At 43.7% G+C, this 25,951-nt stretch carries 19 protein-coding genes and 1 pseudogene; 11 read left to right on the top strand and 9 right to left on the bottom strand.

Annotated elements, in window-relative coordinates; all coding sequences use genetic code 11:
- Window positions 1-8: 8 nt before the first annotated feature.
- Complete coding sequence (locus MUY27_RS03860; protein WP_245128665.1) at window positions 9-1,142, top strand: TlpA disulfide reductase family protein; 1,134 nt, start codon at window positions 9-11, stop codon at window positions 1,140-1,142.
- A gap of 14 nt (window positions 1,143-1,156) precedes the next feature.
- Window positions 1,157-3,946 carry a M16 family metallopeptidase gene (locus tag MUY27_RS03855; protein ID WP_245128664.1) on the top strand — a complete coding sequence of 930 codons (2,790 nt, stop codon included), beginning with the start codon at window positions 1,157-1,159 and terminating at the stop codon, window positions 3,944-3,946.
- Window positions 3,947-4,279: 333 nt separating this feature from the next.
- Here the strand turns inward: MUY27_RS03855 and MUY27_RS03850 are convergent, their stop codons facing one another.
- Window positions 4,280-5,206 (bottom strand): helix-turn-helix domain-containing protein, encoded by a 927-nt coding sequence (locus tag MUY27_RS03850; protein WP_245128663.1) that lies wholly within the window; start codon window positions 5,204-5,206, stop codon window positions 4,280-4,282.
- A gap of 12 nt (window positions 5,207-5,218) precedes the next feature.
- Window positions 5,219-6,115 (bottom strand): SDR family oxidoreductase, encoded by an 897-nt coding sequence (locus MUY27_RS03845; RefSeq protein ID WP_245128662.1) that lies wholly within the window; start codon window positions 6,113-6,115, stop codon window positions 5,219-5,221.
- A 303-nt stretch (window positions 6,116-6,418) separates the two neighbouring features.
- Between MUY27_RS03845 and MUY27_RS03840 the strand changes: the two are divergent.
- Window positions 6,419-6,721: pseudogene (locus tag MUY27_RS03840) on the top strand (alpha-galactosidase); the annotation flags it as partial.
- 150 nt (window positions 6,722-6,871) lie between these two features.
- Here the strand turns inward: MUY27_RS03840 and MUY27_RS03835 are convergent.
- From MUY27_RS03835 to MUY27_RS03810, 6 genes are all read right to left on the bottom strand, one after another.
- Complete coding sequence (locus MUY27_RS03835; RefSeq protein WP_245128660.1) at window positions 6,872-7,963, bottom strand: serine hydrolase domain-containing protein; 1,092 nt, start codon at window positions 7,961-7,963, stop codon at window positions 6,872-6,874.
- Between the two features lie 9 nt (window positions 7,964-7,972).
- A complete protein-coding gene (locus tag MUY27_RS03830) occupies window positions 7,973-8,380 on the bottom strand; it encodes a hypothetical protein (RefSeq protein ID WP_245128659.1) in 408 nt (135 codons plus the stop codon).
- 219 nt (window positions 8,381-8,599) lie between these two features.
- A complete protein-coding gene (locus MUY27_RS03825) occupies window positions 8,600-8,815 on the bottom strand; it encodes a hypothetical protein (protein WP_245128658.1) in 216 nt (71 codons plus the stop codon).
- A 96-nt stretch (window positions 8,816-8,911) separates the two neighbouring features.
- Window positions 8,912-9,682, bottom strand: a complete 771-nt coding sequence (locus tag MUY27_RS03820) for a sterol desaturase family protein (RefSeq protein ID WP_245128657.1) — start codon at window positions 9,680-9,682, stop codon at window positions 8,912-8,914.
- A 98-nt stretch (window positions 9,683-9,780) separates the two neighbouring features.
- Complete coding sequence (locus tag MUY27_RS03815) at window positions 9,781-10,560, bottom strand: LytR/AlgR family response regulator transcription factor (protein WP_245128656.1); 780 nt, start codon at window positions 10,558-10,560, stop codon at window positions 9,781-9,783.
- The gene (locus MUY27_RS03810) at window positions 10,553-11,677 is read right to left on the bottom strand and encodes a sensor histidine kinase (RefSeq protein ID WP_245128655.1); all 1,125 of its coding nucleotides are present in this window, start codon (window positions 11,675-11,677) and stop codon (window positions 10,553-10,555) included. Before MUY27_RS03810 ends, MUY27_RS03815 begins: the two co-directional genes overlap by 8 nt.
- Before the next feature lie 136 nt (window positions 11,678-11,813).
- Between MUY27_RS03810 and MUY27_RS03805 the strand changes: the two genes are divergently transcribed.
- Both MUY27_RS03805 and MUY27_RS03800 read left to right on the top strand, forming a co-directional pair.
- On the top strand, window positions 11,814-12,785 hold the full coding sequence (locus MUY27_RS03805; RefSeq protein WP_245128654.1) for an aldo/keto reductase: 972 nt from the start codon (window positions 11,814-11,816) through the stop codon (window positions 12,783-12,785).
- Entirely contained in the window at window positions 12,785-13,591 is an 807-nt protein-coding gene (locus tag MUY27_RS03800; RefSeq protein ID WP_245128653.1) for a helix-turn-helix domain-containing protein, read from the top strand. The genes MUY27_RS03805 and MUY27_RS03800 overlap by 1 nt, the downstream gene beginning before the upstream one ends.
- A gap of 58 nt (window positions 13,592-13,649) precedes the next feature.
- Here the strand turns inward: MUY27_RS03800 and MUY27_RS03795 are convergent, their stop codons facing one another.
- Entirely contained in the window at window positions 13,650-14,006 is a 357-nt protein-coding gene (locus MUY27_RS03795) for a nuclear transport factor 2 family protein (RefSeq protein ID WP_245128652.1), read from the bottom strand.
- Window positions 14,007-15,468: 1,462 nt separating this feature from the next.
- Here MUY27_RS03795 and MUY27_RS03790 point away from each other — a divergent pair.
- The 6 genes from MUY27_RS03790 (at window position 15,469) to MUY27_RS03765 (ending at window position 25,555) form a co-directional block, all read left to right on the top strand.
- A complete protein-coding gene (locus tag MUY27_RS03790) occupies window positions 15,469-16,389 on the top strand; it encodes a hypothetical protein (RefSeq protein ID WP_245128651.1) in 921 nt (306 codons plus the stop codon).
- A gap of 2 nt (window positions 16,390-16,391) precedes the next feature.
- Window positions 16,392-17,312, top strand: coding sequence for a hypothetical protein (locus tag MUY27_RS03785; protein ID WP_245128650.1), 921 nt, complete (start codon window positions 16,392-16,394; stop codon window positions 17,310-17,312).
- An 80-nt stretch (window positions 17,313-17,392) separates the two neighbouring features.
- Window positions 17,393-18,367: a hypothetical protein gene (locus tag MUY27_RS03780; RefSeq protein WP_245128649.1), complete on the top strand. Its 975-nt coding sequence runs from the start codon at window positions 17,393-17,395 to the stop codon at window positions 18,365-18,367.
- 98 nt (window positions 18,368-18,465) lie between these two features.
- Window positions 18,466-21,717 (top strand): RHS repeat domain-containing protein, encoded by a 3,252-nt coding sequence (locus MUY27_RS03775; protein ID WP_245128648.1) that lies wholly within the window; start codon window positions 18,466-18,468, stop codon window positions 21,715-21,717.
- 17 nt (window positions 21,718-21,734) lie between these two features.
- Entirely contained in the window at window positions 21,735-25,280 is a 3,546-nt protein-coding gene (locus tag MUY27_RS03770; RefSeq protein WP_245128647.1) for a DUF6443 domain-containing protein, read from the top strand.
- A gap of 2 nt (window positions 25,281-25,282) precedes the next feature.
- Window positions 25,283-25,555 (top strand): DUF6881 domain-containing protein, encoded by a 273-nt coding sequence (locus MUY27_RS03765; protein WP_245128646.1) that lies wholly within the window; start codon window positions 25,283-25,285, stop codon window positions 25,553-25,555.
- The last annotated feature ends 396 nt before the right edge of the window (window positions 25,556-25,951 follow it).

Here is a 25,951-nt window from a genome sequence, read left to right as displayed (position 1 = left end):
AACAACTAATGAAAAGAAAAATTTTGTTAGCCCTGTGCCTTGCACCTGCAATGGCCTGGGCCCAGGACGGTAATTTTATTTTAAAAGCTAAAATAGGGAACGTTGCTTCTCCAGCTAAAGCCTATTTAAACTACCGTGCAGCAGGTAAAGTAGTAACAGATTCTTCCAGTGTTCAAAACGGGGAATTTCAATTTAAGGGTTCCGTTGCCGAACCAACCAGGGCACAACTGGTGTTAGATCATCAGGGTGTGGGCTTGTCTAAGCTTGGGCGTAACGCAGACGTGGTTTTACTTTATCTCGAAAAAGGAACCATAAGCCTCGCTGCTAAAGATTCCGTTAAAAAAGCTGAAATCAGCGGTTCGAAGCTTAACGAAGATGAGAAACGATACAAAGCAATGGTTGCAGGGCCAGAAAATGCAATGGCCATGGTTAATGAAGATTACAAAGCCGCCAGCGAAGAACAAAAAAAAGATCAGGGTTTTATGGACGGCTTACAGGCCCGGTATAATAAAGCGCAGGAAGAGCGCAAGGCCATTCAGCAGCAATTTATCAAGCAAAACCCAAATTCGTACCTCAGCCTGCTGGCTTTGGTAGATATGGCGGGTATGGATATAGATGTTCCGGTAGTTGAACCGCTTTTCAAGAGCTTGTCGCCCGTTGTTACAGGTAATTCTGCGGGGCAGAATTTTGCTAAATCGATAGAGGCATCCCGTGCAACATCTGTTGGCGCTATGGCACCTGTATTTACGCAGAATGATGTAAATGATAAACCTGTTTCATTGGCAGATTTTAAAGGTAAATATGTATTGTTAGACTTCTGGGCATCATGGTGCGGGCCCTGCCGTGCGGAAAACCCCAACGTATTGAAGGCTTATCATCAATATAAAGATAAAAACTTCACAGTGTTGGGCGTGTCATTAGACAGGCCCGGAAAAAAAGAAGATTGGTTAGCCGCCATCAAAGCGGACGGCCTGGAGTGGACACAGGTTTCTGATCTTAAATTCTGGGATAACAGTGCCGCCAAGATGTACGGTATCCGTGCTATTCCGCAAAATTACCTGATAGACCCAACCGGAAAAATTATTGCTAAAAATCTGCGTGGCGAGGCTTTAAATCAAAAGCTTGCATCGCTGCTTAAATAATAGGCTGTCTGTACATGAAAGTTAAACGTTTCTTTGCGCTGAGTTTATTAACCGGGTTCTGCTCAGCACAGGCACAGGTCATACCATTTGATGCTACCGTACGCACGGGTAAGTTAGCCAACGGGTTCACCTATTATATCCGTCATAATGAAGAGCCGAAAAATAGGGTGGTTTTTTACCTGGCAAATAAACTGGGTTCTGTTTTGGAAACGGATGACCAGCGTGGTTTAGCTCACTTTATTGAGCATATGAACTTCAATGGTACAACCCATTTTCCCAAGAACGAACTGGTGAATTATCTGCAAAAATCAGGTGTGCGTTTTGGGGCGGATATTAATGCTTATACAGGGTTTGATGAAACGGTCTATCAGTTGCCGCTACCCTCGGATAATCCTGAAATCTTGAAAAACGGGATAGAGATTCTGCATGACTGGGCACATGGTGCAACCCTTGATGAGAACGAGATCAACAAAGAACGGGGAGTGATACTGGAAGAAAAGCGCCTGGGTAAAGGCGCGAGTGACAGGATGCGCAGCAAGTTCTTTCCTGTTATCTTAAATAATTCGAGATATGCCAGCCGCTTACCCATAGGTACCGAAGAAGTACTTAATAATTTTAAGCCGGAAACCATCAGGCGATTTTATAACGATTGGTACCGCCCGGATCTACAGGCGCTAATTGTAGTTGGTGATGTGAACGTGGATCAGATGGAGCGCACGATAAAATCGAAATTCGCTGACCTGAAAAACCCTGTGAAGGAAAAACCAAGGCCAGATTACACCATACCGTTAACCGGGGCGAATAAGTTTATCGCGCTAACCGATACGGAAATGCCGACGACATCTGCCGAGATTTTATTCAAACAGCCGCAATTGCCGTTGCATACCATTAAGCAGTATCGTGAAAGTGTTGCTCGCGCGTTGTTTAACCAGATGTTGGGCGAGCGTTTCAGCGAACTGCAAAGACAACCCAATCCTCCATTTTTACGTGCGAGTGCAGGCATCGGCCCGTTTATGGCAAATCTGGATGTCTTGAATTTATCTATTACGGCCAGGCCCGGTAACTTGCAGGAGGGTGTAAAAGCTGCATGGAGGGAAGCTGAGCGTGTTAAGCGGTTTGGCTTTAACGGTACAGAATTAGAAAGAGCTAAGAAAGGGTACCTTACCCAGTTTGAAGCGGCCTTTAAAGAAAAGGATAAAACCAATTCCGAAAGTTATGTAAAAGAGTATTTGCAATACTTTTTGTATGGTACTGCCTCGCCGGGTATCTCCTATGAATATGAGTTGGTAAAGAAAGATATTGCAAATATCACTATTAATGACATAAACACGCTCGGGCAGTTGTTTTCAATAACAACAAACCGCGATATCATCATTACGGCACCTGAAAAAGAAAAGGCAAATCTGCCGGATGAAGCCACTTTTGTGGGCTGGATGAAAGCTGCAGCGACAGAAAATATTTTTCCTTTCAAAGATGAGGTTAATACACAGGATATCTTAAAAGCAGAACCGGTGGCGGGTAAAATTGTCAGCCGGGGTAGTAATAGCAAACTGGGAATCACCACATGGACCTTAAGTAACGGTATAAAGGTCGTGCTAAAACCAACGGTTTTTAAGAATGATGAAATCTTGTTTAGTGGTTTTGCACCAGGCGGAAGTTCGCTATATACATACGCCGACTATCAGTCTGCCACTGCAGCCAACATGATTCCTTCTTTTGGTGCAGGAAATTATAATACAACCCAGCTAAGTAAGTATCTTTCCGGAAAGCAGCTTGCAATTCAGGTTTCAATAGGAGAGCGTACCCAGAATATCTATGGGCAGGCTAATAATGCTAACCTCGAAAATGCGCTTAAATTAATGTACGCATATATTACGGAACCGCGTAAAGATTCCGCCCAGTTTCATGGAATTTTAGAACGTTCTAAGGCATCGCTTATTAATCGTTCTAATGACCCTGCTAGCGTCTTTCGCGATACCATTAGTGCCGTATTAGGCAACCATAATGTGCGCAGAACGGGCCCGTCGTTAGAGAAATTAAACCAGGTCAATCTTGATCGAGCGTACACTATTTTTCAGGAACGGTTCAAAAATAACGGCGGTTTTACGATAGTATTCACCGGAAGTATTGATACATTGGCTGTAAAGCCACTCGTAGAAAAATACATTGCTTCGCTTCCCGCAAAAGGTAAAGCAGAAGAGGCGAAGGATTTGAATATCGATATTCCGTCCGGGTGGATAGAGCGAAAGGTATATAAGGGCTCAGAGCCTAAAGCTACGGTAAATCTGGTGTTTTCCGGGCCGTTTACCTACAGCTTTCAGAATAAGCTAAAACTGGACGCACTAAAAGAGACGCTGGAAATTCGCTTACTGGAAAGGTTGCGCGAAGACGAAGGTGGTGTTTATTCGCCAAGCGTTCGGATCAGCACTGTCAAATATCCGAAACAGCGATATAACCTGGTAGTTTCATTCGGTTGCGCACCCCAAAATGTGGATAAATTGATATCCTCTGTGTTGGATGAAGCAGACAAGATTAAATCATCCGGGCCGACACAGATCAATCTCGATAAGTTTAAAGCCGAGGATCAACGCACGTTAGAGACCGCAATAAAAACGAACGGTTTTTGGCAGAATTACATCTTGGGGCAGTTGCAGAATCAGGAGGATATGGATGAAATAAACCAGTATTCCCAGCAATTGATCTCAATCAATACTAATGATGTTAAAGAAACAGCTATGAAATACCTGAACGGAAATAACTTTATTAAGTTAATCTTGTTGCCCGGAAAAGACCAAGGCAATTGAGAGGTTGTCATTTGTCTTAAAGTTTTTAAGTGAGATTGTTTACTAGCTATACAAAGATAATTCCTTATCAAATTCTCCCACTCACCCCAAAATGGGAGGATTTGATAAAGACAGGCACTATTGCGGTTCAAGCTGATCATTGCATGGTCAGCTTTTGCGTAAATTAGCTATGATAGAGATTTCTGTTCTGTGGCTTAATAGCTGAAGGAAAATCTTAGTGATCTTTTTTGAAGAACCTGCTGAAATAAAACGAGAGCAGAGATAATTTTCTTGATACTCTACAGTGTCAGGTGAGATTGTTTTTTTGCCGATAAGCGTAACGTCCGGGTTGTTTCAGTTGAACGATACCCGGAATTCCAGAGGTGATAATTTCGTCTTCGTCTTGAATAACTTACTAAACGATTGCAGATGCTCAAATCCGAGTTCATAAGCGATCTCGCTGATGCTGAGATTGGTGGTGGAAAGTTTTTCCTTGGCCAGTTCTATCAGCTTTTGGTGCAGGTGCTGCTGCATATTTTGCCCGGTCAGCGTTTTGAGCAGGCTGCTTAAATAACCAGGGGAAATGTTCAATCTTTCAGCAATCTCCGTCACGCTGGGAAGGCCCCGTTTTGCTAAGTCGCCGCTGTTAAAATAATTGTCCAGGTAATCTTCCAGGCGCGTCAGCAACTCATGTCCGGATTTTTTACGAGTAATAAATTGCCGCTGATAGAAGCGTTCCGAATAGGTTAATAATAACTCTAGTTGTGCAATGATCACGTTTTGACTAAAACGGTCAATTCCAGTATTATATTCCTGTTCAATCTGGTTTACAATAGCGGTCAGTATTGCTTCTTCCTTTTCAGAAAGGTGTAGCGCCTCGTTCACAGAATAGCTGAAGAATTCGTAATGTTTGATGTTTTTGGCGAGCGGGGTATTCCAAAAAAAATCCGGGTGGATCAGGATCATCCACCCCTCAGGTTTTTTAAAGTCCGCCATACGTTCCGCACTTTCTATTCCAAACAATTGCCCCGGCGACATAAAGAATAACACACCATCATCAAAATCGCTGGTTTGCTGGCCATACCGGAATTTGATAGGCGGCATTTTTTTCATCGAGATCCAATAAAAATCACTCACCAGGCTGAAGGGTGCCTTCGCGATCGGTACGCCGACAGTTTCCATGCGAATAACGCTGATCAGCGGATGCGCGGGTTTAAGCAGGCCGGCGGCCCGGTGGTAGTCGCCGACGGTGCTGAAACGAATGAGTGGTGAATTGCTCATGATACAAGATACTTATTTTCTGCCGGTGTAAACACCGTTTTCAATATCACTTAAAAGTAAAGGATGGTTTGGTTGCCAGTTTAAGTGCTCCTGTGTCCATCTACTCGAAGACGGGCAATCGATAGCTGCCATATGGGCAAACCAGCTAAAATGCCTGGCAGCCTCTTCAGCGCCAATGGATCTGACCGGTAGATTTAGTTGCGTTCCAATAGCTTCTGCAATGCTTTTGACGGTAATGCCTTCCTCTGTATTGGCATGGTAGCGCGCGCCCGGCGTGGCCTGCTCTAAAGCCAAACGATACAATAAGCCGACATCCAGTCGATGACCGGCGTTCCAGCGGTTCTGGCCGTCTCCAATATAGGCTGAGAAACCTTTTTCGCGTGCCAGGTTTACCAGGATAGGAATAAAACCATGTTGATCCCCATCGCCATGCACAGAAGGCGGCAGCCGCATGATGGCCGCACGCACACCTTTAGCTACCGCGGTCTCTGCTGCACGTTCTGATGCTCGCGGCCAGGCGGAGTTGAATGGTGATGGCATCTCTTCTGTAGCCAGATTGCCGGGGCTTACCAACGCGGTACCGGAAGTGACGATTAGCGGACGGTCCGAACCCTCTAAAACCGCCGTCATTGCCTCTATTGCTCGCTCATCTATTGCGCAAACTTCCGCGAAGCGGGTAAAGTCGTGGATAAAACCGCAATGAATCACCCCGTCGCTTTTGGCCGTGCCTTTGCAAAGGCTATCCAGGTTTTCCAGATCGCCATAATGAACTTCTGCACCGGCAGCTTTTAATTTGGCGGCCGATGCTTCCGAACGCGCCAACCCCAGCACCTGGTGACCGGCCTTTAATAATTCCTGCACAACGGCAGTACCTACGAAGCCAGAAGCTCCTGTAACAAATACTTTCATATTGATTGTTTTGATGATACAAATAACCTTGTTAACGCCTTAAAAGATTTATCCAAAATCATGATAAATTTAGCCGAAACCACTTACGTACGCAGCTTTAATGATCTTCATCCACCCATTCGCCACTGTTAAAACTTTCGATTGTTTAGGGATAGCTTCCCGATCTTGGCTTTCTCTCCGTCTTTGAGCTTTAAAGCCTTACCAGACCTGTAATCAAAGAATTAGTACTTATTCCCACCTGCCAGCGATAATCTAACGAATGTTGTTGCACAGAGGACAACTGGGTATTGAAACGACGATCATGCAGGTTTGGGCGACTGGCAGGAGAGCCGGAAGAAACTACCTGATGGTAGTGTGGCCATTGCACGTGAAGCACAAGCCGAGGGGGTGAAGTTCGGCATCTTGATTGAGCCGGAGATGGTAAATCCGAAAAGCGAGCTCTATCACAGACATCCGGATTGGGTGATAAAGCAGCCACATCGTGAAGAATATTTTTTCCGCAATCAGTTAGTGCTGGATCTTACTAACCCTAAAGTACAGGATTTTGTGTTTCAGGTTGTAGACTCACTGTTTATAAAAGATCCGGCCCTGGCCTATATAAAATGAGATTGTAATGCGGTGATCTATAATGCTTACTCTGCCTACCTGAAACAAAACCAATCGCAATTTTACGTGGAGTATGTACGCGGGTTATACCAAGCCTGATAAAAGGTGCGGTCACTAACTCTTTACTCGAGCTCATTCCTCGTGATGCTATCACCTGATGGCTTCATTCACCAGCGTCCTCAGCTGCTTGTACCGTTCTTGTCTGCCGTCATTTTTGATATAAAAAGTGAGTAAAAAGGCTGCATACTTCCGCTCATTGTCTACCCATGGGAAACTACCGAAAAGGCCCGGACTACTGACGGTAGTGGTGTTGCCGGTTACGGCAGATTTTTCCACTATCCACTCCCCGAAACCATAGCCAATCCCGCCTGCCTCCGCGGGCGAATAAGCAATTTTTACATCAGGTGTTAGTCTGTTAACCTGCATCTGTACCACGCTGCCCTCGTTCAGGATACGTTTGCCGTTGAAAGTGCCTTTATTCAGGATCATCACCAGGAAGTTCATATAATCTTCGGCCGTACTACGGCCGCCGCCAGCGGGTAGCGCCACCTTGCCGTTACCGAAATCGGTATTCTTCATGGCCAGTGGCATCGCTATACGCTCGGCAAACAGGGTTTCGAAACTTTTGCCGCTGATCTTTTCGATCACCGCGCCGGCAATCTGCAAACCGGCATTGCTGTAATGGAAAACGGTTCCTGGCTTTCCTTCCATTGGCAGGGAGGCGATCTGGGCAATAGCTTCGTCCATACTACCCACGTTCTTCCACTCTTGCAGGCTCTCCTTCAAATCCGGAGCTTTAATACCCGTTGTGTGCGACAGGCATTGAGCGATGGTAATATTGCCTTTACCATGTTGTGTAAGAACAGGCAGGTATTTACCCACGGTATCGGTTAACTTTAATTTTCCTTCATCCACAAAGGTCATCACCAGGGCGGCGCTGTACCATTTGCTGCAACTGGCAATCATCTGCTTTGTAGTGGATGTAAAGTCATCTGTGTTAATAGTTTTGCCCAGCCTGCGGGCCATGAACTTTCCGACCATCTTCTGCCGGCCGCTCAGTTCGTTCACCGCTTTGGTATAAATGATCTTGCCGTCTTTATAGATCATCAATACCGAACGGCCACCCATATTGGGGGTGTTTTCTTCGAGCCAGTTATCCACCTTGCTGAAGTCGTATTGTGCTGATGCTGTTGTAATGCAGGCGAATACGATCACGATCATCGAAAAAAAATGCTTTTTCATAATGGTTATTTAAGGATTCTTACTTTGCATAAAGGCTTCCTTAGCCGCACTCATCTTTTCCTTTATGTCCTGCTGGTAGGCTTCGAATTGTTCTTTTGTTAGTAATTGCTTTAGCTTATCCTCTTTTTCCTTCATCAATGCTCTCGCTTTTTTACCGCGTGAAAACCGGCTACCCTCGCCCGTGATGACAGGCTGCATTTTTCGTGCATATTCCAGGTTGAGGTTGCTGACCTGATGATACTGGGTGTCTGTTAGCTTCAACTTTTCCTTCATTAGCTTATTCTGCCATTCGGCTCTTTGTTCAGGTGTTGAAGTTTTCAGATCAGGCGTTTGCGCCTTGGCACCAGTAATAGCTGAAAATAATGCCAGGATAGCGGTGACTGACGCTATCCGGAAAGATATGATCTTGTTTTTCATCTTATAAGTTGTTTTCGGTGGAAACGAATCTATCGTGAGCATTATAGCCTTTGTTTTAAAATCTTAATGGTCTTTGCTTTTTGTTCATGCAAGTTACCTGCATATTTATTTATATTAAAGTCCTTTCAGGATAAGCCTGTCAAAAAGCGGGGTGAAATGCGGTAAACCGTATGTCGAGTATTACGTGTGTTTCACCCCGGAACAGTAACTAAAGCTATATCAGTGCAACACTACGACGCGCCGACGGACTACCGGACGCACAACGGCGACCGGGGTAGGTCGTACAATTGCCGATCTTACCACTGCCGGTCTTACAGCTACGACCGGGCGTGCGATTACAACGTGGCGTACTGGCCTTCTTACAACTACCCTTACCTGTGCCTCAGCTGCTGTGGCCAAAAGGGCGATAACTAAACTTAAAATGATCTTTTTCATAACGATTGTTTTTAAATGTAATACCTGAATTGGAGTGAAATAAAAAATTAACGTTTTGCGGTTACCGGTTAAGCTGACAAAACTAGGGGTGAACTGTTAACCCTTAGCGTTGAGCTTACCTTTGAACAGGTCGATGAAACCCTGGAAGACCAGTCGGAAAGGGTTATGGCTGATAAACCCGGTGGTTATGCCGTAGTTTACCCTAACAGTTTCCGGCTGATAGGTTCCGAACAGGCGGTCCCACACCAGCAATACACCGCCAAAATTCTTATCGATATATTCGGGGTTTGACCCATGATGTACCCGATGGGCCGATGGCGTATCGATGATTCCTTCGATTGGGCCGAGTTTGCCAATCGCTTCCGTATGCAAAAAGAACTGGTACAGCAGGTTAAGGCTATAAGCGATAACGATAAAATCGGCTGGTAGCCCCAACAGAGCAAGCGGGACAAAGAACAACGGGCTCACCAGGGCGCTAAACCAGTTCAGCCGGTAGGCCGTGGTCAGGTTCATGGATAGGGCGGAATGATGGATCAGGTGAAATGCCCAGAGTGGTTTCCATCGGTGCGATAGCCGGTGGAACCAATAGTACACAAAGTCAACGGCGATAAAAGTCAGTAGAAAGACCAGCAGGTTGCGCGGAAGACTGAACAAAGCCAGCATGGCTGAAAGACTTAATACCGCGAGTTGATAACCTGCAAATACAAACTTAGATAACTGAAAACCGAAGAGTATGGCCAGGTTGCTGAAGGTTTCCTTTACCTGGTACACTTTTTTGTCCTTCTTCCAACTCCAGATAATCTCGGTCAGAATGAGTATGAGCAGAAAGATTCCAACCCACCTTTTGTATACGAATGCATGTTCCATAATCCGAAACTTTGATTAACTCAAAGATGCGAAGTCCGGCTTCTGTCTATTTTTATCAAATGGGTGAGCCTGTCAAAATCGGCGGTAAAGTGTATGAATCACTTGTTCATCCAGCTTTTAAATTCGGGGACACGGGCTTTACTGATCAGTACTTTCTCCGGCGTTTCGGGGTTTACCTTCAGGGATAGCCGGCCATTAAAATAAAAATTAACCTCCTGGATTGCCGCCCGGTTGACGATAAACTGCCGGTTCGCCCTGAAGAATACTTCGGGATCCAGTTCTTTATCCAGTTGCTCCATCGTTAGGTCAATCACGTATTGCCGGTTATCGGCAACATGTGCGTACACGATCTCATTGGCGGTATAAAACCAGCAGACCTTGGCGGACTCTACGGGAATGAGCTTGTCCCGGTAATGTACCAGGAAAGATTTTCTGTAGTTTTTTTTCAGTTGCAGAAGCTGCTCGGCCAACTCCTTTAACGGTAACCGGTCAGGGGCGGGTGCGCCTGCTCCGGTCAAACGCTTGTACTTTTCCAGTGCTTTACCGATCTCCTGCTGGTCAAATGGTTTAAGGATATAGTCGATACCGTTGTTTTTAAATGCATCGAGTGCATAATCGTTATAGGCGGTCACGAAGATGACAGGCCGATCTATCATTGTCTGGTTGAAGATATCGAACGACAGACCGTCGGCTAACCGGATGTCCATAAAGACCAGGTCGTACACCGTGGTATTTGCTGTGAACCAGACCACGGCTTCGGATACCGAAGTAAGCTTCGCTTCGACCAGGATGCGCTTATCGATATCCTGTAGCATGCGGATAAGGTTACGGGCAGTTGCCGGTTCGTCCTCGACGATCACCACACGTAATTCATTCATAGGAGAGGGGAAGTTTTACGGTAAAAGTATCAGTAGTCTGCTCGATAATGATGTCTTTTTTAAGCAGTATCCGGAAACGCTCGTTCAGATTAGCCAGCCCAATGCCGTTGCTTTCGGCATTGACGCGTTGCAGATTATTGCTGACGGCCACATACGGACCTTCCAGATAAACCTTTACGACCAGGGGCTTTGCAGCGGTAGCCGCATTGTGCTTGGCAGCATTTTCCAGTAAGGGCTGTAAAGACAGGTGAGGTAATCGAAGTTTTGCCGCTGCTGCGTTAATATTCATATCCAATATAAAGGCTTTTTCCAGCCGCATTTCCAGCAGGCGGGAAAATGAACGGATCATCATCAATTCTTCCTCTAATGTCACCAGCATACCAGCAGGCTTGGCTAGCGTATAGCGAAATACCTGTGAAAGATGTTTGATGTATTGCTGAGCCAGTGCAGCATCTTCAGCTACCACACCGGAAAGGCTACTGAGCGAATTGAACAAAAAGTGCGGGTTCAGCTGTTCTTTCAGTAACTCTAATTCTGCCGTGGTGTAGGCATTCTTGAGCTGTTCATTTTCACGGGCCTGCTTTCTGGATGCACGCAGCAGGTAAATAATCTTGAGCAGAATACCCGTCAGCACGGCTGATAGGGCAAAGCGGGCGGTATATGTGGCCCAATACAAGCGCCGTGGCTGCGTCTGATCGAAAAGCTGCCTTTGAAGAAAACCGGCTACAAACAAAATGGTTAATGCCAAAAACGAGTTAACTGTAAAATAGAGTAGTCTGTTGGAAGTTCGCAACGTATCAAGCGGACTATTACGCAGGTTTAGCCGGAATAAAATGTAGCAAAACAGAAACTGCGCCATGAACTGGAATGAAAATTCCAGCGGTTCAAAATGCACGTAACGCGCCATAATGCCACCTTCGCGCAAGGCTAATAACCTGCCTGAATTTAGCAGCAAGGCAATAAGCATGGAGCCATACCAGGTAATCTTTTTTTCGGTGCCATCCACAAGCATAAATGTAAAGAGAAGAAGCAGTAAAATATACGAAAGAGATGGTGAAACGGTAAAATGGTAAGGTGAACCGTTTAAATTCAGGGCCTTTAAAATTATTCGTTTCATTTAAGATCACAAAAAGGTGGTTACGAAGATTACATGTGACAAAGCCGGTTGACCGTGCGGCTTGAGCTTTACGGTCAACAAAAATGATCCATTCAGATAAGCGAACTGCCCGGTCATCTATGATCTTTGTATCAATATGAAAACATTAGATAAAATACAATTGGGCCAAAATGGTCCGCTCGTGTCAAAACTTGGTTTGGGTTGTATGCGCATGTCATCGGTGTGGGGTAGCCAGGCACCCGACGAGCAGGAATCGATCGCTACCATTCAGGAAGCTTTGGATAGTGGTATCAACTTTTTAAATACAGGCGACTTTTATGGTGCTGGTCATAACGAACTGCTGGTTGGCAAGGCCGTAAAAGGTCGTCGCGACGATGCCTTCATTAGTGTTAAATTCGGGGCTATTTTTCACAATGGCGCCTGGCTCGGGCTCGACCTGCGTCCGATAGCGATCAAAAACTTTATCAACTATTCGTTGGTACGCTTAGGTACCGATCATATTGATTTGTACCAGCCCTGCCGGATGGATGGCAGCGTACCTGTCGAGGATATTATCGGTACCGTAGCTGATCTGGTTAAAGAGGGAAAGGTGCGTTACATCGGCGTTTCGGAGATCACGCCCGAGCAATTGCGCCAGGCAAATGAGGTGCATCCTATCAGTGCTTTGGAGATAGGCTATTCTTTGGCCGACCGCCAGATCGAAAGCGACTTGTTACCTGCTGCTAAGGAATTGGGTATCGCTGTCGTAGCGTTTGCAAACACTGCTGAAGGTTTGCTGACCGGCGACATGAAGGCGCCGCTTCCACCGGGAAGCTATCATTCTCATTTTTCACGTTTTCAGGGCGATAACCTGGTGCACAACCTGGAGAAGGTGGAGGTGTTGAAAGAGCTGGCTACCGCTAAAGGCGTTACGCCTACACAATTGGCTATTGCCTGGGTAAATGCGCAGGGTGGACACATCATGCCGCTGGTAAGTATGAGTAAGCGGATCCGTTTGCCGGAGAATATGGAGGCGATGGGTATCCAGTTAACGGCAGAGGAAATAAACCGGTTAAATACTACTTTTGCTCCGGGTGCAATATTGGGTGGCACTTATTTACAGCGATAATGATTAATCCTAACGAAATACTGCCAGGCATAATCTTTTATTCATACCTTTCTGCCGAAAGGAAGGATAAAGTTTGCTTCTGGAACCATCATACCCTGGTAATGATGGTTTCAGGCCAGCTAAATCTGGTAACAGCCGGGCAGACATTGACCGTGAATGCCGGGGAACTAATGCTGGTGGGACGTAATCAGTTGGGGACACTGACCAAGACACCGCTTAATGGCGTGCCTTACGAAAGTATCGTGATCTCTCTACAGGAACCACTGTTACGACAGATCGCCCTGGAGGAGCACCTGGAAATTGGCCGCCGCTACGATGGCCCTCCGAACATCCCAATCCCTTCCAATGAATACCTGCAAGGTTATTTTCAATCAATCATACCTTACACACGCAGCGCTCCCGGAGTGTTGACAGAGGAAATGGGCATACTGAAGGTTAGAGAGGGCGTTAAATTGCTCATTCATACTCAGCCGCAGTTACGGGAATTCCTGTTCAATTTCGCCACTCCGCACAAAATTGATCTGGAGCGCTTTATGTTGAGCAATTTTCACTTCAATATTCCGCTGGATGAATTTGCACGTATGACCGGCCGAAGCCTGGCAGCATTTAAAAGGGACTTCCGCAAATTATTTGGCATGCCGCCGCGGCGCTGGTTGCAGGAGAATCGCCTGGCCGAAGCGCGCAGGTTGATCGAACAGCAACGAAGGCCATCGGCCATCTACCTTGATCTGGGTTTTGAAAGCCTTGCACATTTTTCGCGGGCGTTCAAACAGAAGTTTGGCAAAGCCCCTTCGCTGCTAATTTAAATACTGAATATTGTTTAATTTTTTAAGCCTTAAAATATAAGCTATCCACAGACTTAATTCACTTCGCAGGTTTAATAAATGCATAAAGATGTTTGACTTTGCCATCAGACATTATGAAAAAATCCATGCTATCCATCAACCCGCCACTGGTGTTGATGTGCCCGTATAGCCTTGCACCGTTTTGGAGAGGCTCTATCGATTCCACCACCTCAAATTTATAGGCAGGGTCTTCGGTTATCAACTTCCCTATAAGATCAGAGACCGCATCTAAACCATCCAGGATCATGTTTTCGTCGTATAGCCGGATATCATCTGCGTAAGTTGTCTTTAGCAGTTCATGTCTCTCCAACGGATCTTTTTCATTCCACGCTTTTAAATGAATTTTCTCTAATTCCGCAAAAAAGGCAAGGTTCATATTTATCTATTTATTTATTTATTGAGGTTGTGACAATTTAATATCTAATGGGAAAATACTCATTATTCGCAAGCCAGGCAAGAATGTCTGATATTTTTAAATAACTGCATGAAGGAAATTCTAAAAATATTCACCGACATTCATTACCGACGATACATGTCTTCCATCATGTGGCAGACGATGTGGCATCCTGCCTCTTTCGGATGTTGTAACCTATCTCGATATTTTCGTTTAAAAGGAGCTGCATTTAAGCGGCAGTAATATTCTTTCCGATGAGCAATTGCAGACGGATTGTGTTCCTCAAAAAAGGGAACAGCATCTTTTGCCTTTCCTTTTGCTCTTTACCAAGCAATCTGTTTTTGAGATCTTCCATACAGATGTTGGCATTTGGATTCATCATTTTTCTGTGCTCATCATAAACCTGCTGTTCAAGGGTTTTGAGGTAATGGTTAAAGACACAGGCTTCCCAACATTCTTCTTATTCAGGCTCGCTAATATCTATGCGTAAATCCCCCCCCCCCAAAAAAAAAAAATTTTCAGACTGAGCCCGAATAGTATTGAGATGAATTGCGTTGAAATGAGGTAGCTATGAAGCAAAAACGCCCCAGATCATATGATCTGAGGCGTTTTTCAAAGCTTTGTCATGTTATTGGCGGTGAGGGAGGGAAAAGAAACCTTCTGTTAACTTTGTGGATATCAATTATTGTCGTTTGTAATAATCAAACACTACACGAATCACGCATTGTGATTCATTTAACGATTATCGTTATGAAAATATAACGAATTTGAAACTGTTAAGCCACTTTATAATTTCTTTTTAGAACACAGTTTGACTGAATCAACTACCTTTTTTTGCTTCTCCCAGTTTTTCAAATGCTCCAGCCCTGCGGAAAAGCCGACTGCGCAACGAGGTTGAAATAGCATCAATTGAAAATAGGGATGTTTAAATATAGACAATAGGAGATATCCATTTTTTTAAAGAGGATAATAATTTAGAGCTCCATAAATTCCTTGAGATTTACCTTCAATTGAATAAAATTCAGAAGTCGAGCCGATTTAACTCAAAGTTTATTTTTAATTATAATTTGAAGCTTTAAAAGATTGAGGTAAATTAGGACATCTAAACTTCGAATACACAATGAATACCTGACCGCTGCCTCCTCAGAAAATCGGATCACAATCCGGTGAAAAATCCTTAAGATAATTTAAACCTAAAATTTCCTTACGCTAAAAATGAGTACCTGCTTATATCTAAATGGTCGCTATGACCGCATCTGTTTTGAATTCTCAAAACCTCTGACAATAGCTTTTAGAAATTTATCGGCCAAGGTTAAACATTAACCGCGAACTATTTCAACTATAGTCTTCCAACGCTTAATTCTTTTCCACCAAAAATATCAGATCAAGCTTTTGAAAAGCGGTTTTTAATTTACAAATCACCCTAACTATTAAACTTAAACAGATGAAGTATGCATTCCTATGCCTTTTAATGGGTTTTCTTAATTATGAGGCTAAAAGTCAATATTTACCTTTGGACGGAACAGGTACAATGCAGGGTACCATCTATAGCGGAGCAACGGAAGTTATCAGGGGTTGGGCGGCTAACTCCTATTTCTCAGGTTCGGATGGAAATGGCAATCGGGTAGGTTACCTTCAGTTCTTGACTGGTTGGGCCGTTTTACAATCGGAATTCGGTAATAAGTGGATTTCCTTGAATCCTAATGGAGGGAACGTAGGTATAGGCACGGCGTCTCCACAATATAAACTGGATGTGGGCGGAGATATAAGCGCGAACGGTAAAGTACTAGCTAATATTTTTCACTCCACTAAAAATGGACAGGATTTCGCTTGGAACAATGCCAATGTCCTTTTGCAATCGAATACCTATCCAGGTATCGGTTTTTTAGTTCCTAATGCCTATGGCGCTTCTCTTTATATGAATAATGGAGGAACATTAATTTGGGGAGGAAATGGCGCTAGTATTAACGGCAGTGCCAGCATAATTGGTAATCTATGTGTCGGGACGAGCACTCCCGATGCAAAGCTTGCAGTCAAAGGTACTGTTCATGCTCAAGAAGTGAAGGTGGACATGAATAATTGGGGCGATTATGTGTTCAAGCCCAAGTATAATCTTACCAAATTGTCTGACCTTAAAATTTACGTAGATCAAAATCATCACTTGCCAGAAATTCCCTCTGCTCAGGAAATAGAAACTAAAGGCGTAAACCTCGGTGAACTGGTCAAATTGCAGATGAAGAAGATCGAGGAACTGACACTGTATTTGATAGAGAAGGATAGGAAAGACGTTGGGCAGCAGCGGCAGATCACCAAGCTTCAACAACAACTGGACAAACTGAAGAAGGAAATAAAATCTCAAAAATAGCAATGGAAAAAAAACTGATATTATTTGTCTTGCTGTTGGCAGTAACCAGATCTTTTGCACAAAATACTTATCCATGGCCACAAATAGGAAATATTGGTATTGGGACAACTACTCCGGAAAATAGTGAAGGTTGGACGAAGGTGTTAGATGTTTTTGGTAGTACTGATGCAAAAATACTCACCTCGACAAATGCTATTCATACAGGTCTATGGTCCCATGAGTTCGGTTTTTACGGTGCGCCAGCTGGCGGAATTACTGGTACTTACAGTAATCATCCATTCTCTATCATTACTAACAAAGTATCCAGAGTCACCATCAATGTTTTAGGTAAAGTTGGGATCGGGACTTTTAATCCTGCCGCAAAACTTGAAGTGTTTGATCCAGTCGAGGCGAATATTATGATTCATAGCAGTGGTGGTGATGGCACGAACACAGAGCTAGACTTAGTTGGTGGTTCGCCAGATGCGTCCTGGGCTATCGGTACTAATAAAACAGCTGCAGGAGGGGCTGGTGATAACTTGTTTTTCTATAAAAACGCTGGTCTCACCGGGCCAAAAATGGTTATTAGGAACGACGGCAATGTCGGCATAGGTACAACTTCTCCAGATCAGAAACTTACCGTCAATGGCACTATTCACGCTAGCCAGGTAAAGGTAGATACCAGCATCCCTGTACCCGATTACGTTTTTAAGTCAGGTTATCGCTTAAAGTCGTTACAAGATGTGAAAGAATACATCGACAAGAATCAGCATTTACCAGAAATACCATCGGCAAGTCAGCAGGAAAAAGAGGGTGTAGACTTGGGGAAAATGAATCAGCTTTTACTGAAGAAGGTGGAAGAGTTAACGATTTACCTGATTCAACAGGATAAGAAGATTAAAATGCTACAGCGAAAAGTCAATAAGCGGTATAAGAATTTCTAATCGAGATAATTGAAATCATGTGCGCCTGAATCAATAAATTTTGCAATCCAAGAATTATCGTTCCTAAAAATCCATTGCTAATGAAAAAAATCTTCCTTATCACCTTATTATCTTTTATCTGTAGTGTTTCTCGTGCTCAATTAGATGTGAATAGTGCTCCAGATGCCTCCAATCCCTTCAATCCTGGTTCATGGCTACGGTTTACTACAGGTGGAACCCCAACTTCAATTGTAGAATTTTGGGGTTTGAATTTAACAGGAACAAATACGCAGCCTGTAAAAATTAACAATACAAGTTTACTGGTTGGTTATACCTCTAATGGGGCGGGGTTTGGAAATGGTAATGCCTATATAAGTGGCAGTGTTGGTATCGGTACAACCAATCCTGGTGCTAAGTTTGATGTTTCGGGAAACGTACTTGTGGGCACAGGAGGTAATGACGCGTATATTAATATCAGAGGTTTTAACGGGTCATCATCTCAAATCCAAAACAATTCTGGTCTTAGCGCCAATTACAATGGTTTGGCGATTACCAGTAATGCTAACAATGCGAATAACTTACCAGCCTGGACACTTGACCTAGGCGGTATTGACCGATTCAATTATAATAATTTTGATACCTACTCGGTAAGACGCAATAACATAGAACAATTTCGTATTACAAGCAACGGCAATGTCGGCATTGGTACCACGTCTCCAGATCAGAAACTAACCGTCAATGGCACTATTCACGCTAGCCAGGTAAAGGTAGATACCAGCATCCCTGTACCAGATTACGTTTTTAAGTCAGGTTATCGGTTAAAGTCGTTGCAAGATGTGAAAGCATACATCGACAAGAATCAGCATTTACCAGAAATACCATCGGCGAGCCAGCAGGAAAAAGAGGGCGTAGACTTGGGAAAGATGAATCAGCTTCTGCTTAAAAAGGTGGAAGAGTTGACGTTGTATTTGATTGAGGAACACCGAACTAATATGATTTTAAAATTCGAAATCAAAACGATTAATAAAAAACTGCTTCAACAACCTAAAACCAATGCTAAGCAGAACCAGCCATAAAAAAACTTACATTTTACCTATAAAAAACGATAAAGTAATTGAACTAAAGAATTCAATAAATTTTGTTTACTCGTGCTAACAGCAATATAATAAATACGATGAAGCGATTTTTGATTTTAATCTTTTTATTTATTTCAGTCGATGGACTTTGTCAGGGAAGTTCTTCTGAAAATTCAATCCCGGTAACACCTAACATGGCATCGTTATACAGACTAAGTCAGCGGCCAATTGGCAAAAGTTCGGGGATTCCAGATATAAGCATTTCGCTAGCTTCTATTAAACAAGGTGAAAATGTACTTCCTATTACTCTTGGCTATTCAGGTGGTGGAGTTAAGGTGCAAGAAATTGCAAGTTGGGTGGGTTTGGGATGGAATCTTTCCGTAGGAGGGAGTATTACCCGCGTGATGAGAGGGTTGCCAGATGATACCCCAACCAGCGGCTATTACTACACTAATCCGAATTTAAGTTCATTAACGTCAGGGGGCGCCGATCAAATATCCATGATGAGGGATATTCTGAAAAATAGATTAGACATAGAGCCCGACATATATTATTATAACTTAAATGGTAGATCTGGCGAGTTTTTTTTTGATCGAAATCACCACGTCATGCAACAGAATCCCTCAGGCTTAAATATTGAGCCTATTATCTCAAATAATCATTTTATGGGATGGATAGTTAAAGACGAGATGGGTAATGTGTATTATTTCGGAACTAATCAGGATAGTTCGTATTCTGCTGTAGATAAAACAACCCAAATGGGTATAGATGATGATCCACTGCATCAATCTGGTAAAGAATTAATTGATAATTTCATAACGAGTTGGCATCTTGTACAAATTACAGATGTGAATAATCTGAATCAAGTAAATTTTCATTATACTTCCGCCCAAGCTTCCGTTGAGACGCTAACTACTGCATATCAATTCATATACCATATCGATAATGCTCCTGAATACCTAAATAGCAATCCGTCTCAGCCATCTCAACCATTTAGCGCTATAGTTACTAGCCAAAATGAGCAATATTTATCTCAAATTATTACCGCTAATCAAACAGTTACTTTCAATACTTCTGCTGATCGATTAGATTATCCCGGAGGACGTAAGCTTAATTCTGTCACTATCGTTGACAATAATAACACCGCAGTTAGATCTTTTAATTTTAATTATGGCTATTTCATCTCGGCTCCTGGGAACCCGAATCAACCCAACGATCCTGCGACTTTACATAATTCCAGAAGATTGAAACTGTTGTCCATTACTGACCTTAATGATAGTGAGACCCAAGGTCATACTTATAGTTTTGACTATTATGAAGACCAACCTCTTCCTAATAGGCTAGTCGGTGGAATAGATTATTGGGGGTACTCAAATGGCAGTGCTGGCATCGGCTTACCTAATATCGAATATCGCTTTGGTCCTGGCCCTAAAACTGTATTTGATCAATTTACCAATCGTTTACCCAATTATGCGTTTGGTGTTTCGGGATCATTGAAAAGAATAACCTATCCGACAGGTGGCACGAGACTATTCCTATATGAACAAAATACGGTACTTTACAGTCCCTCAGATTTTGTGCAAACTATTCAAAACTTGTCAAACTATAATGTTCAAAATGCCCAGGAAATTAACATTACTCCTTCCCAGTTGAATTATAACAATGGGACAACTCTTTATTCCCAAATTTTCACCATTAACAATGGTGATGCAAGCACAACTTTGAAGTACGATTTAACGGGTGATTCCAATTGCCAGGCTAACGTATATACGATATATAATTTGGATAACAATGCTTCTTATCAATTAAGCGTGACTACACAATCGCAAACCATAACTGGTTTGCCTAACGGTAATTACCAGCTTGTTGTACAAAATAATTATCCCGGCACGGTTTGTAATACCGCTTTAGATTTGAGATGGACAGAGTCTCATCTGGATAAAACACCTGTAAGAGATGGCTATCCCTTTTATGGCTATAACGTAGACGCAGGAGGTATACGCGTCAAGGAAATCCAGGACTTTGATCCAGCAACTAATATTACAAGCTCTACAAAGTACCGGTATAATCTCTTCTCAAATTCATCATTAACAAGTGGAATGCTGGCTTCAAATCCAACTTTTGCAGTAATAGATAATTCTGGCGGAGGCAATCTTAATCTGAAGTTGACTTCGACCAGCGCTTACCCATTAGGCACATTGGATAATTCCTATGTCGTTTATACCGACGTAACGACCTATCAGGATAATGATGGATACTTACAACAAAAGTTTAGTTTTGATCCAGATCCTGACTTCGATCTGAATGCATTTCCTCTCCCCCCCGTGGATAGTCATAAATATAAGAGGGGCGATTTGTTGAATACCAAGTATTTCGACAATACCAATAAGCTTCTTATGGAGGAGGAAGACCATTGGGAGACTACGCCTACTGCAGCTATCCCTTCTTCTGTGGGTTACGGTTATTGGGGATATCAACCAGGAGGACTTTACGAACTTGAATATGCCCGTTTTACAACATATTATGTCACATGTTACCGAAAAGATCATTTGTATACACGGAAGATAAACTACAATAACAATTTGGCAACAGAGGTGAGAATTGAAAATACGTATCTTAATGATACAAATTTGCATCTTTTACTTTCCCAAAAGCAATATCTCAATAACAAGAATAAAACAACATCCTATCGGTACGCGATCAATAATGACTCAGATTTTATACTGGGACTTTCTCCAGCGGAAAGCAGTGTGAAAACTCAGCTTTTAAGCAAAAACATCCTGACTCCCCTTGAAATTACGGTGCAACATAGTAACGCCAATGCTTTTGTCGAAGGTACAAAGACCATTTTCGGAGTTTTTAATGGAAACCAGTACTATCCAAGTGCACTGAGAAAATATACCAGCATGGCAGAGTATCGTGAACAGCAGATGTATAGATACGATAGTAGTTATGGTCATATCCTTTCGTCTGCAACTAATTCTGCTCCTCCTGTTTGTTATATTTATAGTTACAATGGTGAGTATCCCATCGCCCAAATTGTTAATTCTGACTATGCGGTCATAGAGTCAGTTTTAGGCACCTCAAACATAGATAGTTTTAAAAATCTTGCCAATCCGACTAAGGCTCAAATAGATTCGTTTATTGCCCCTCTTTTTACCAGCTCATCAATGCAGAATTTCCTCATAACGACGTACACATTTAAGCCTTTAGTAGGAATGACGAGTATGACGGATGCTAAGGGGATGACGACATACTACGAATACGACGGTTTCCAGCGATTAATAAATGTGAAGGATAAGGACGGGAATATTGTTAAACATTACGATTATCACTACCAGAACCAGTAACCTAAACTTATCAACTGATGAAACCGATCACAAAAAAGATAAAACAGCTAACAGGGCTGCTGATTGCAGCTGCGTTAATGGTTACATCCAAAACGCTGCAAGCACAAACGCTGGTTACCGGGCCGATGTCGGGTACCTATACGAATGGTATATATTACAACACGTCGGGTATCGTGATCCAGCCGAATACGACGATTGCCCCCGGGCCAGGTCAGAGTGTGCAGATCTACGTGAGCAACATAAGCTGCCTGCCGCTGGCATTGAACCTGAGCAATACACAGAACTATATTGTAACCAGTATCCCGAGAACGGCCGGCTATAACCCGGGAACATCGGGCTACACCACCTGCCAGCTGATGCAGACGGTTCAATACTTCGATGGCCTGGGTCGCCCGCTGCAAACAGTACAAGTAAAGGGTAGCCCGAAGGCAGACAAAGACCTGGTACAACCGTTTGCGTATGACCAGTTCGGCAGGGAAACAAGGAAATACCTGCCCTATCCGAGTGTGAGCGCCGATGGCAGCTATAAAGCAGATGCCCTGAATACCGGCGCAGGGGTACAGCAGTTCTATAACCCGAATGGACAGGCGAGCGGGCAGCAGAATACAAATGGGGTTGCGAACATCCCTAATCCGTATGCAGAGACCGGCTTTGAACCTTCACCGCTAAACCGTCCGGTGGAGCAGGGTGCCCCGGGAAGCGATTGGGTAATAGGGCAACATACAGTCAAAACAGAGTATAGCACGAATGCAGCATCGGGGAGTTACGCCGTTCGCTTATTCAGTGTCGATGCAAGCGGGAATGTGATCAACCCCAACAATGCCAATTATAACGCGGGCGAGCTTTACCTGACAATTACCAAAGACGAGAACTGGTCATCCGCGAACGGACTGAACGGACAGGTACACGAGTATAAGGACAAAGAAGGGCACGTGGTGTTGAAAAGGACATTTAACCATAACCCGGCTACCGGGCAGGACGAAACGCTATCGACATACTATGTGTATAACGACCTGGGTAACCTGGCCTATGTGCTGCCACCGAAAGCCAATCCCGACAACGGCATACCCGCTGCCACCCTGTTGGATAACCTGTGCTACCAGTACCGTTATGACGAGCGCAACCGGTTAACACAGAAAAAGCTGCCGGGCAAAGGCTGGGAATATATGGTGTACAATAAGCTGGACCAGGTAGTGCTGACGCAGGATGCGAACCAGGGGGTTAATAACCAATGGACGGTGACCAAGTATGATGCTCTTGGCCGGGTGATCCTAACGGGGTTATGGAACGCAGGTAGCCCCATCCCGCTATCCACCCTGCAAAGCAATATCTATGCAGGCGTACAGTATGACAGCAGGGATGTAAATAATAGCACAACCGGGTATAACATCAGTAGTTACCCTGCGGTGAGTAAGATACTGGCCATCAACTATTACGATAGATATGACGGCATCCCTAACCTGCCAGCAGCATACAACCAGCAAAGCGCTTATCCTGCTAATGTTACCGGTTTGCTAACAGCTACCAGAACAGCGGTAATAAATACGATCACCAATGCCAACCCTGACTACCTGTGGACGGCAAACTACTATGACGATAAGGGCCGTAATGTAACCACCTATGCGCAGCACTATAAAGGAGGCATAGTGGACGCAAACAATTACGATGTAATCACCAGCACCTACGATTTCACAAGCGAGGTAGTAGCCACCAACCGGCGGCACTATACCAATGCAGGTACGGCCCCGCAGCTAACGATCGCTAATACCTACATGTATGACCACATGGGCCGTAAGACGCAGACCTGGGAGCAGATCAACAACGGAACTAACGTATTGCTGAGCCAACTGGACTATAACGAAATAGGGCAGTTAAAGACTAAACACCTGCACAGCACTAACAGCGGCAGCAGCTTTTTGCAGGATGTGAACTATACCTATAACGAAAGGGGCTGGACCAGGACAATGAATACAAGTGGTAACCTGTTTAACTTAGATCTGAGGTACAATACGCCGGATGCAGGAATAACCCCGCAGTTTAACGGCAACATAGCGCAACTGCTTTATGTGGGCCAGCACTCCGGCAGCAAAGCTTTCAGTTATACTTACGACGCCCTGAACAGGCTGACCAATGCCCAATCTACAGATAATAGCCTTAATGAAGCCCTCACGTACGACCCGATAGGTAACATTACCCATCTGACCAGAAGTGGTTCCAGAAGCGCAGACCTTGGCTATGGGTATAACGGTAACCAGTTGAGCACGGTAAGCAATAACAGCAGTGCCTACCGCAGCTACAACTACGATGCTAACGGAAATGCAACAAGCGATGGCGGGATCACTGGTAATAAAGGAATAACCTATAACCTGCTGAACCTGCCCCAGGCGGTCACTCAAAACAACACTACGATAGCAACGTACGCTTACGATGCAAGCGGGCAGAAGCTTAGGAATACGGGCAGCGACGGGAGCTGGGATTATGTGAACGGTATTACCTATCACAACAATGCAATTGAGTATGTACAAACGGAAGAAGGCAGGGCGATACCAGCCAATGGTTACACCTACCAGTATGACTTGAAAGACCATTTAGGCAACGTCAGGGTAAGCTTTTACCGTAACCCAAACACTGGTAATGTGGAAGTATTACAGGAGGACGAATACTACGCATTTGGCCTGCGTAACCGATTATATGATAATGGCAATAATAACCGTAAATTGTACAACGGAAAGGAGATACAGACTGACCTTGCAGATCAATATGATTATGGGACAAGGTTCTATGACCCGGTAATAGCAAGGTGGACAACGTTAGACCCTAAAGCTGAATTAGGCAGACGTCTGTCTCCTTATAATTATGCCTTTGATGACCCAATGCGGTTTACTGACCCAGACGGAATGTGGCCAGATTGGTTAGATAATGCAGTTGCTGCAGTTAAGTCATGGCTAAATAGTCCCGCCAGTTCAAGTACGCAATTTGGTGCCCAAGCTAATTTAGTGAGTGCTACAGGCGCAGCACAAGTGCCTTTACCGCAAACGAATGGAGACGCTTTGATGTATAATTTAGGTGCCGGTGCTATTCACATGAGTGCTTCTTTGCCTGGAAGTACTAAAATTCCGGCAACAGTAACTCCAGAAGCTCCGGAAGTATCAGCTACAACTACATCTGTAAGTCCAGCTGTAGAGTCTTCATCTGCTATAGGTAACAAGACTGTATTACACCATTATACAACTGAGGAAGGCCAAAATGGAATATTATCTTCTCAGAAATTAAATCCGTCTTTAAAGGCAAATAACACTAAAGATGCAAGGTATGGAGATGGTCAATATTTGTCAGATATTGAACCTGGAAGTAAAACGCCTGCTCAATTATCTAAAGCGTTTTTGAATGTGCCTTATCAAGGAAAAAAATTTACGCATTATGTATCGATAGATGTGACTGGCTTAGAAGTTAAGATGGGACGTGATAACGTTTACGTAGTACCTAATACTCAACCTTTACCTTTAAAAGGAAGAATTGTTAATAGCGGTAGTGTTTCTCCATTACCAATCAAAAATAACTGATTATGAAGTATGTTAAAGTAACTTGGATACACAATTTAGATAATGAACCAGTTTTATATTATCATGAGTTGGATGATCAAAGACTAGAAAGGAGAAAAGTGGTGGAATACGCAGATGGAAATTGGGATAAAGCTTCCGAATCAAGTTTTAGTGCTGATACTTACTTGTCACCCGAGCCTTTACCTACTATTGAAGAGATAAACGAAGATAATCAATTCATTGCACAAGAAATTACTAAAGACGAATTTGAAAGAAAATGGAATAATTTGGACTAATTCGATTTACTTTACTGTGAGACTTAGAGACATCGTTTCACTTATTTAATTGAGAGTCAACCCAATAATTTGCCCCTGTGCTGGTGCGAGCTTGTAACTCGTGCTATAGTGTACTGATTGTGGTAAGTAGACTAGCCCCCTCGTACTGGCTCGAGCTTTGTAGTGGCACAAGCCTTAGGAAGAATGTGCCAGTTTTAGAACTTGTGTAATTATGGGGCACCCCCGTGCTTGCGCGAGCTTGTAGTGGCTGTTGCACAACTACGTCAATACGCGGGGGGATATAAAACTTTTCGGACTTTGATTGCCATATGACTACTGTATTTGTGATGAAGCAGATAGTTTCTCTATAGCGACTTATTACTACTATTGCAAGGCTCGAAAGGTGTTTATGTTTTT

The organism is Mucilaginibacter straminoryzae, assembly GCF_022953055.1.
Taxonomy (GTDB): Bacteria; Bacteroidota; Bacteroidia; order Sphingobacteriales; family Sphingobacteriaceae; genus Mucilaginibacter; species Mucilaginibacter straminoryzae.
This window is presented reverse-complemented; position numbering and strand designations above follow the sequence as displayed.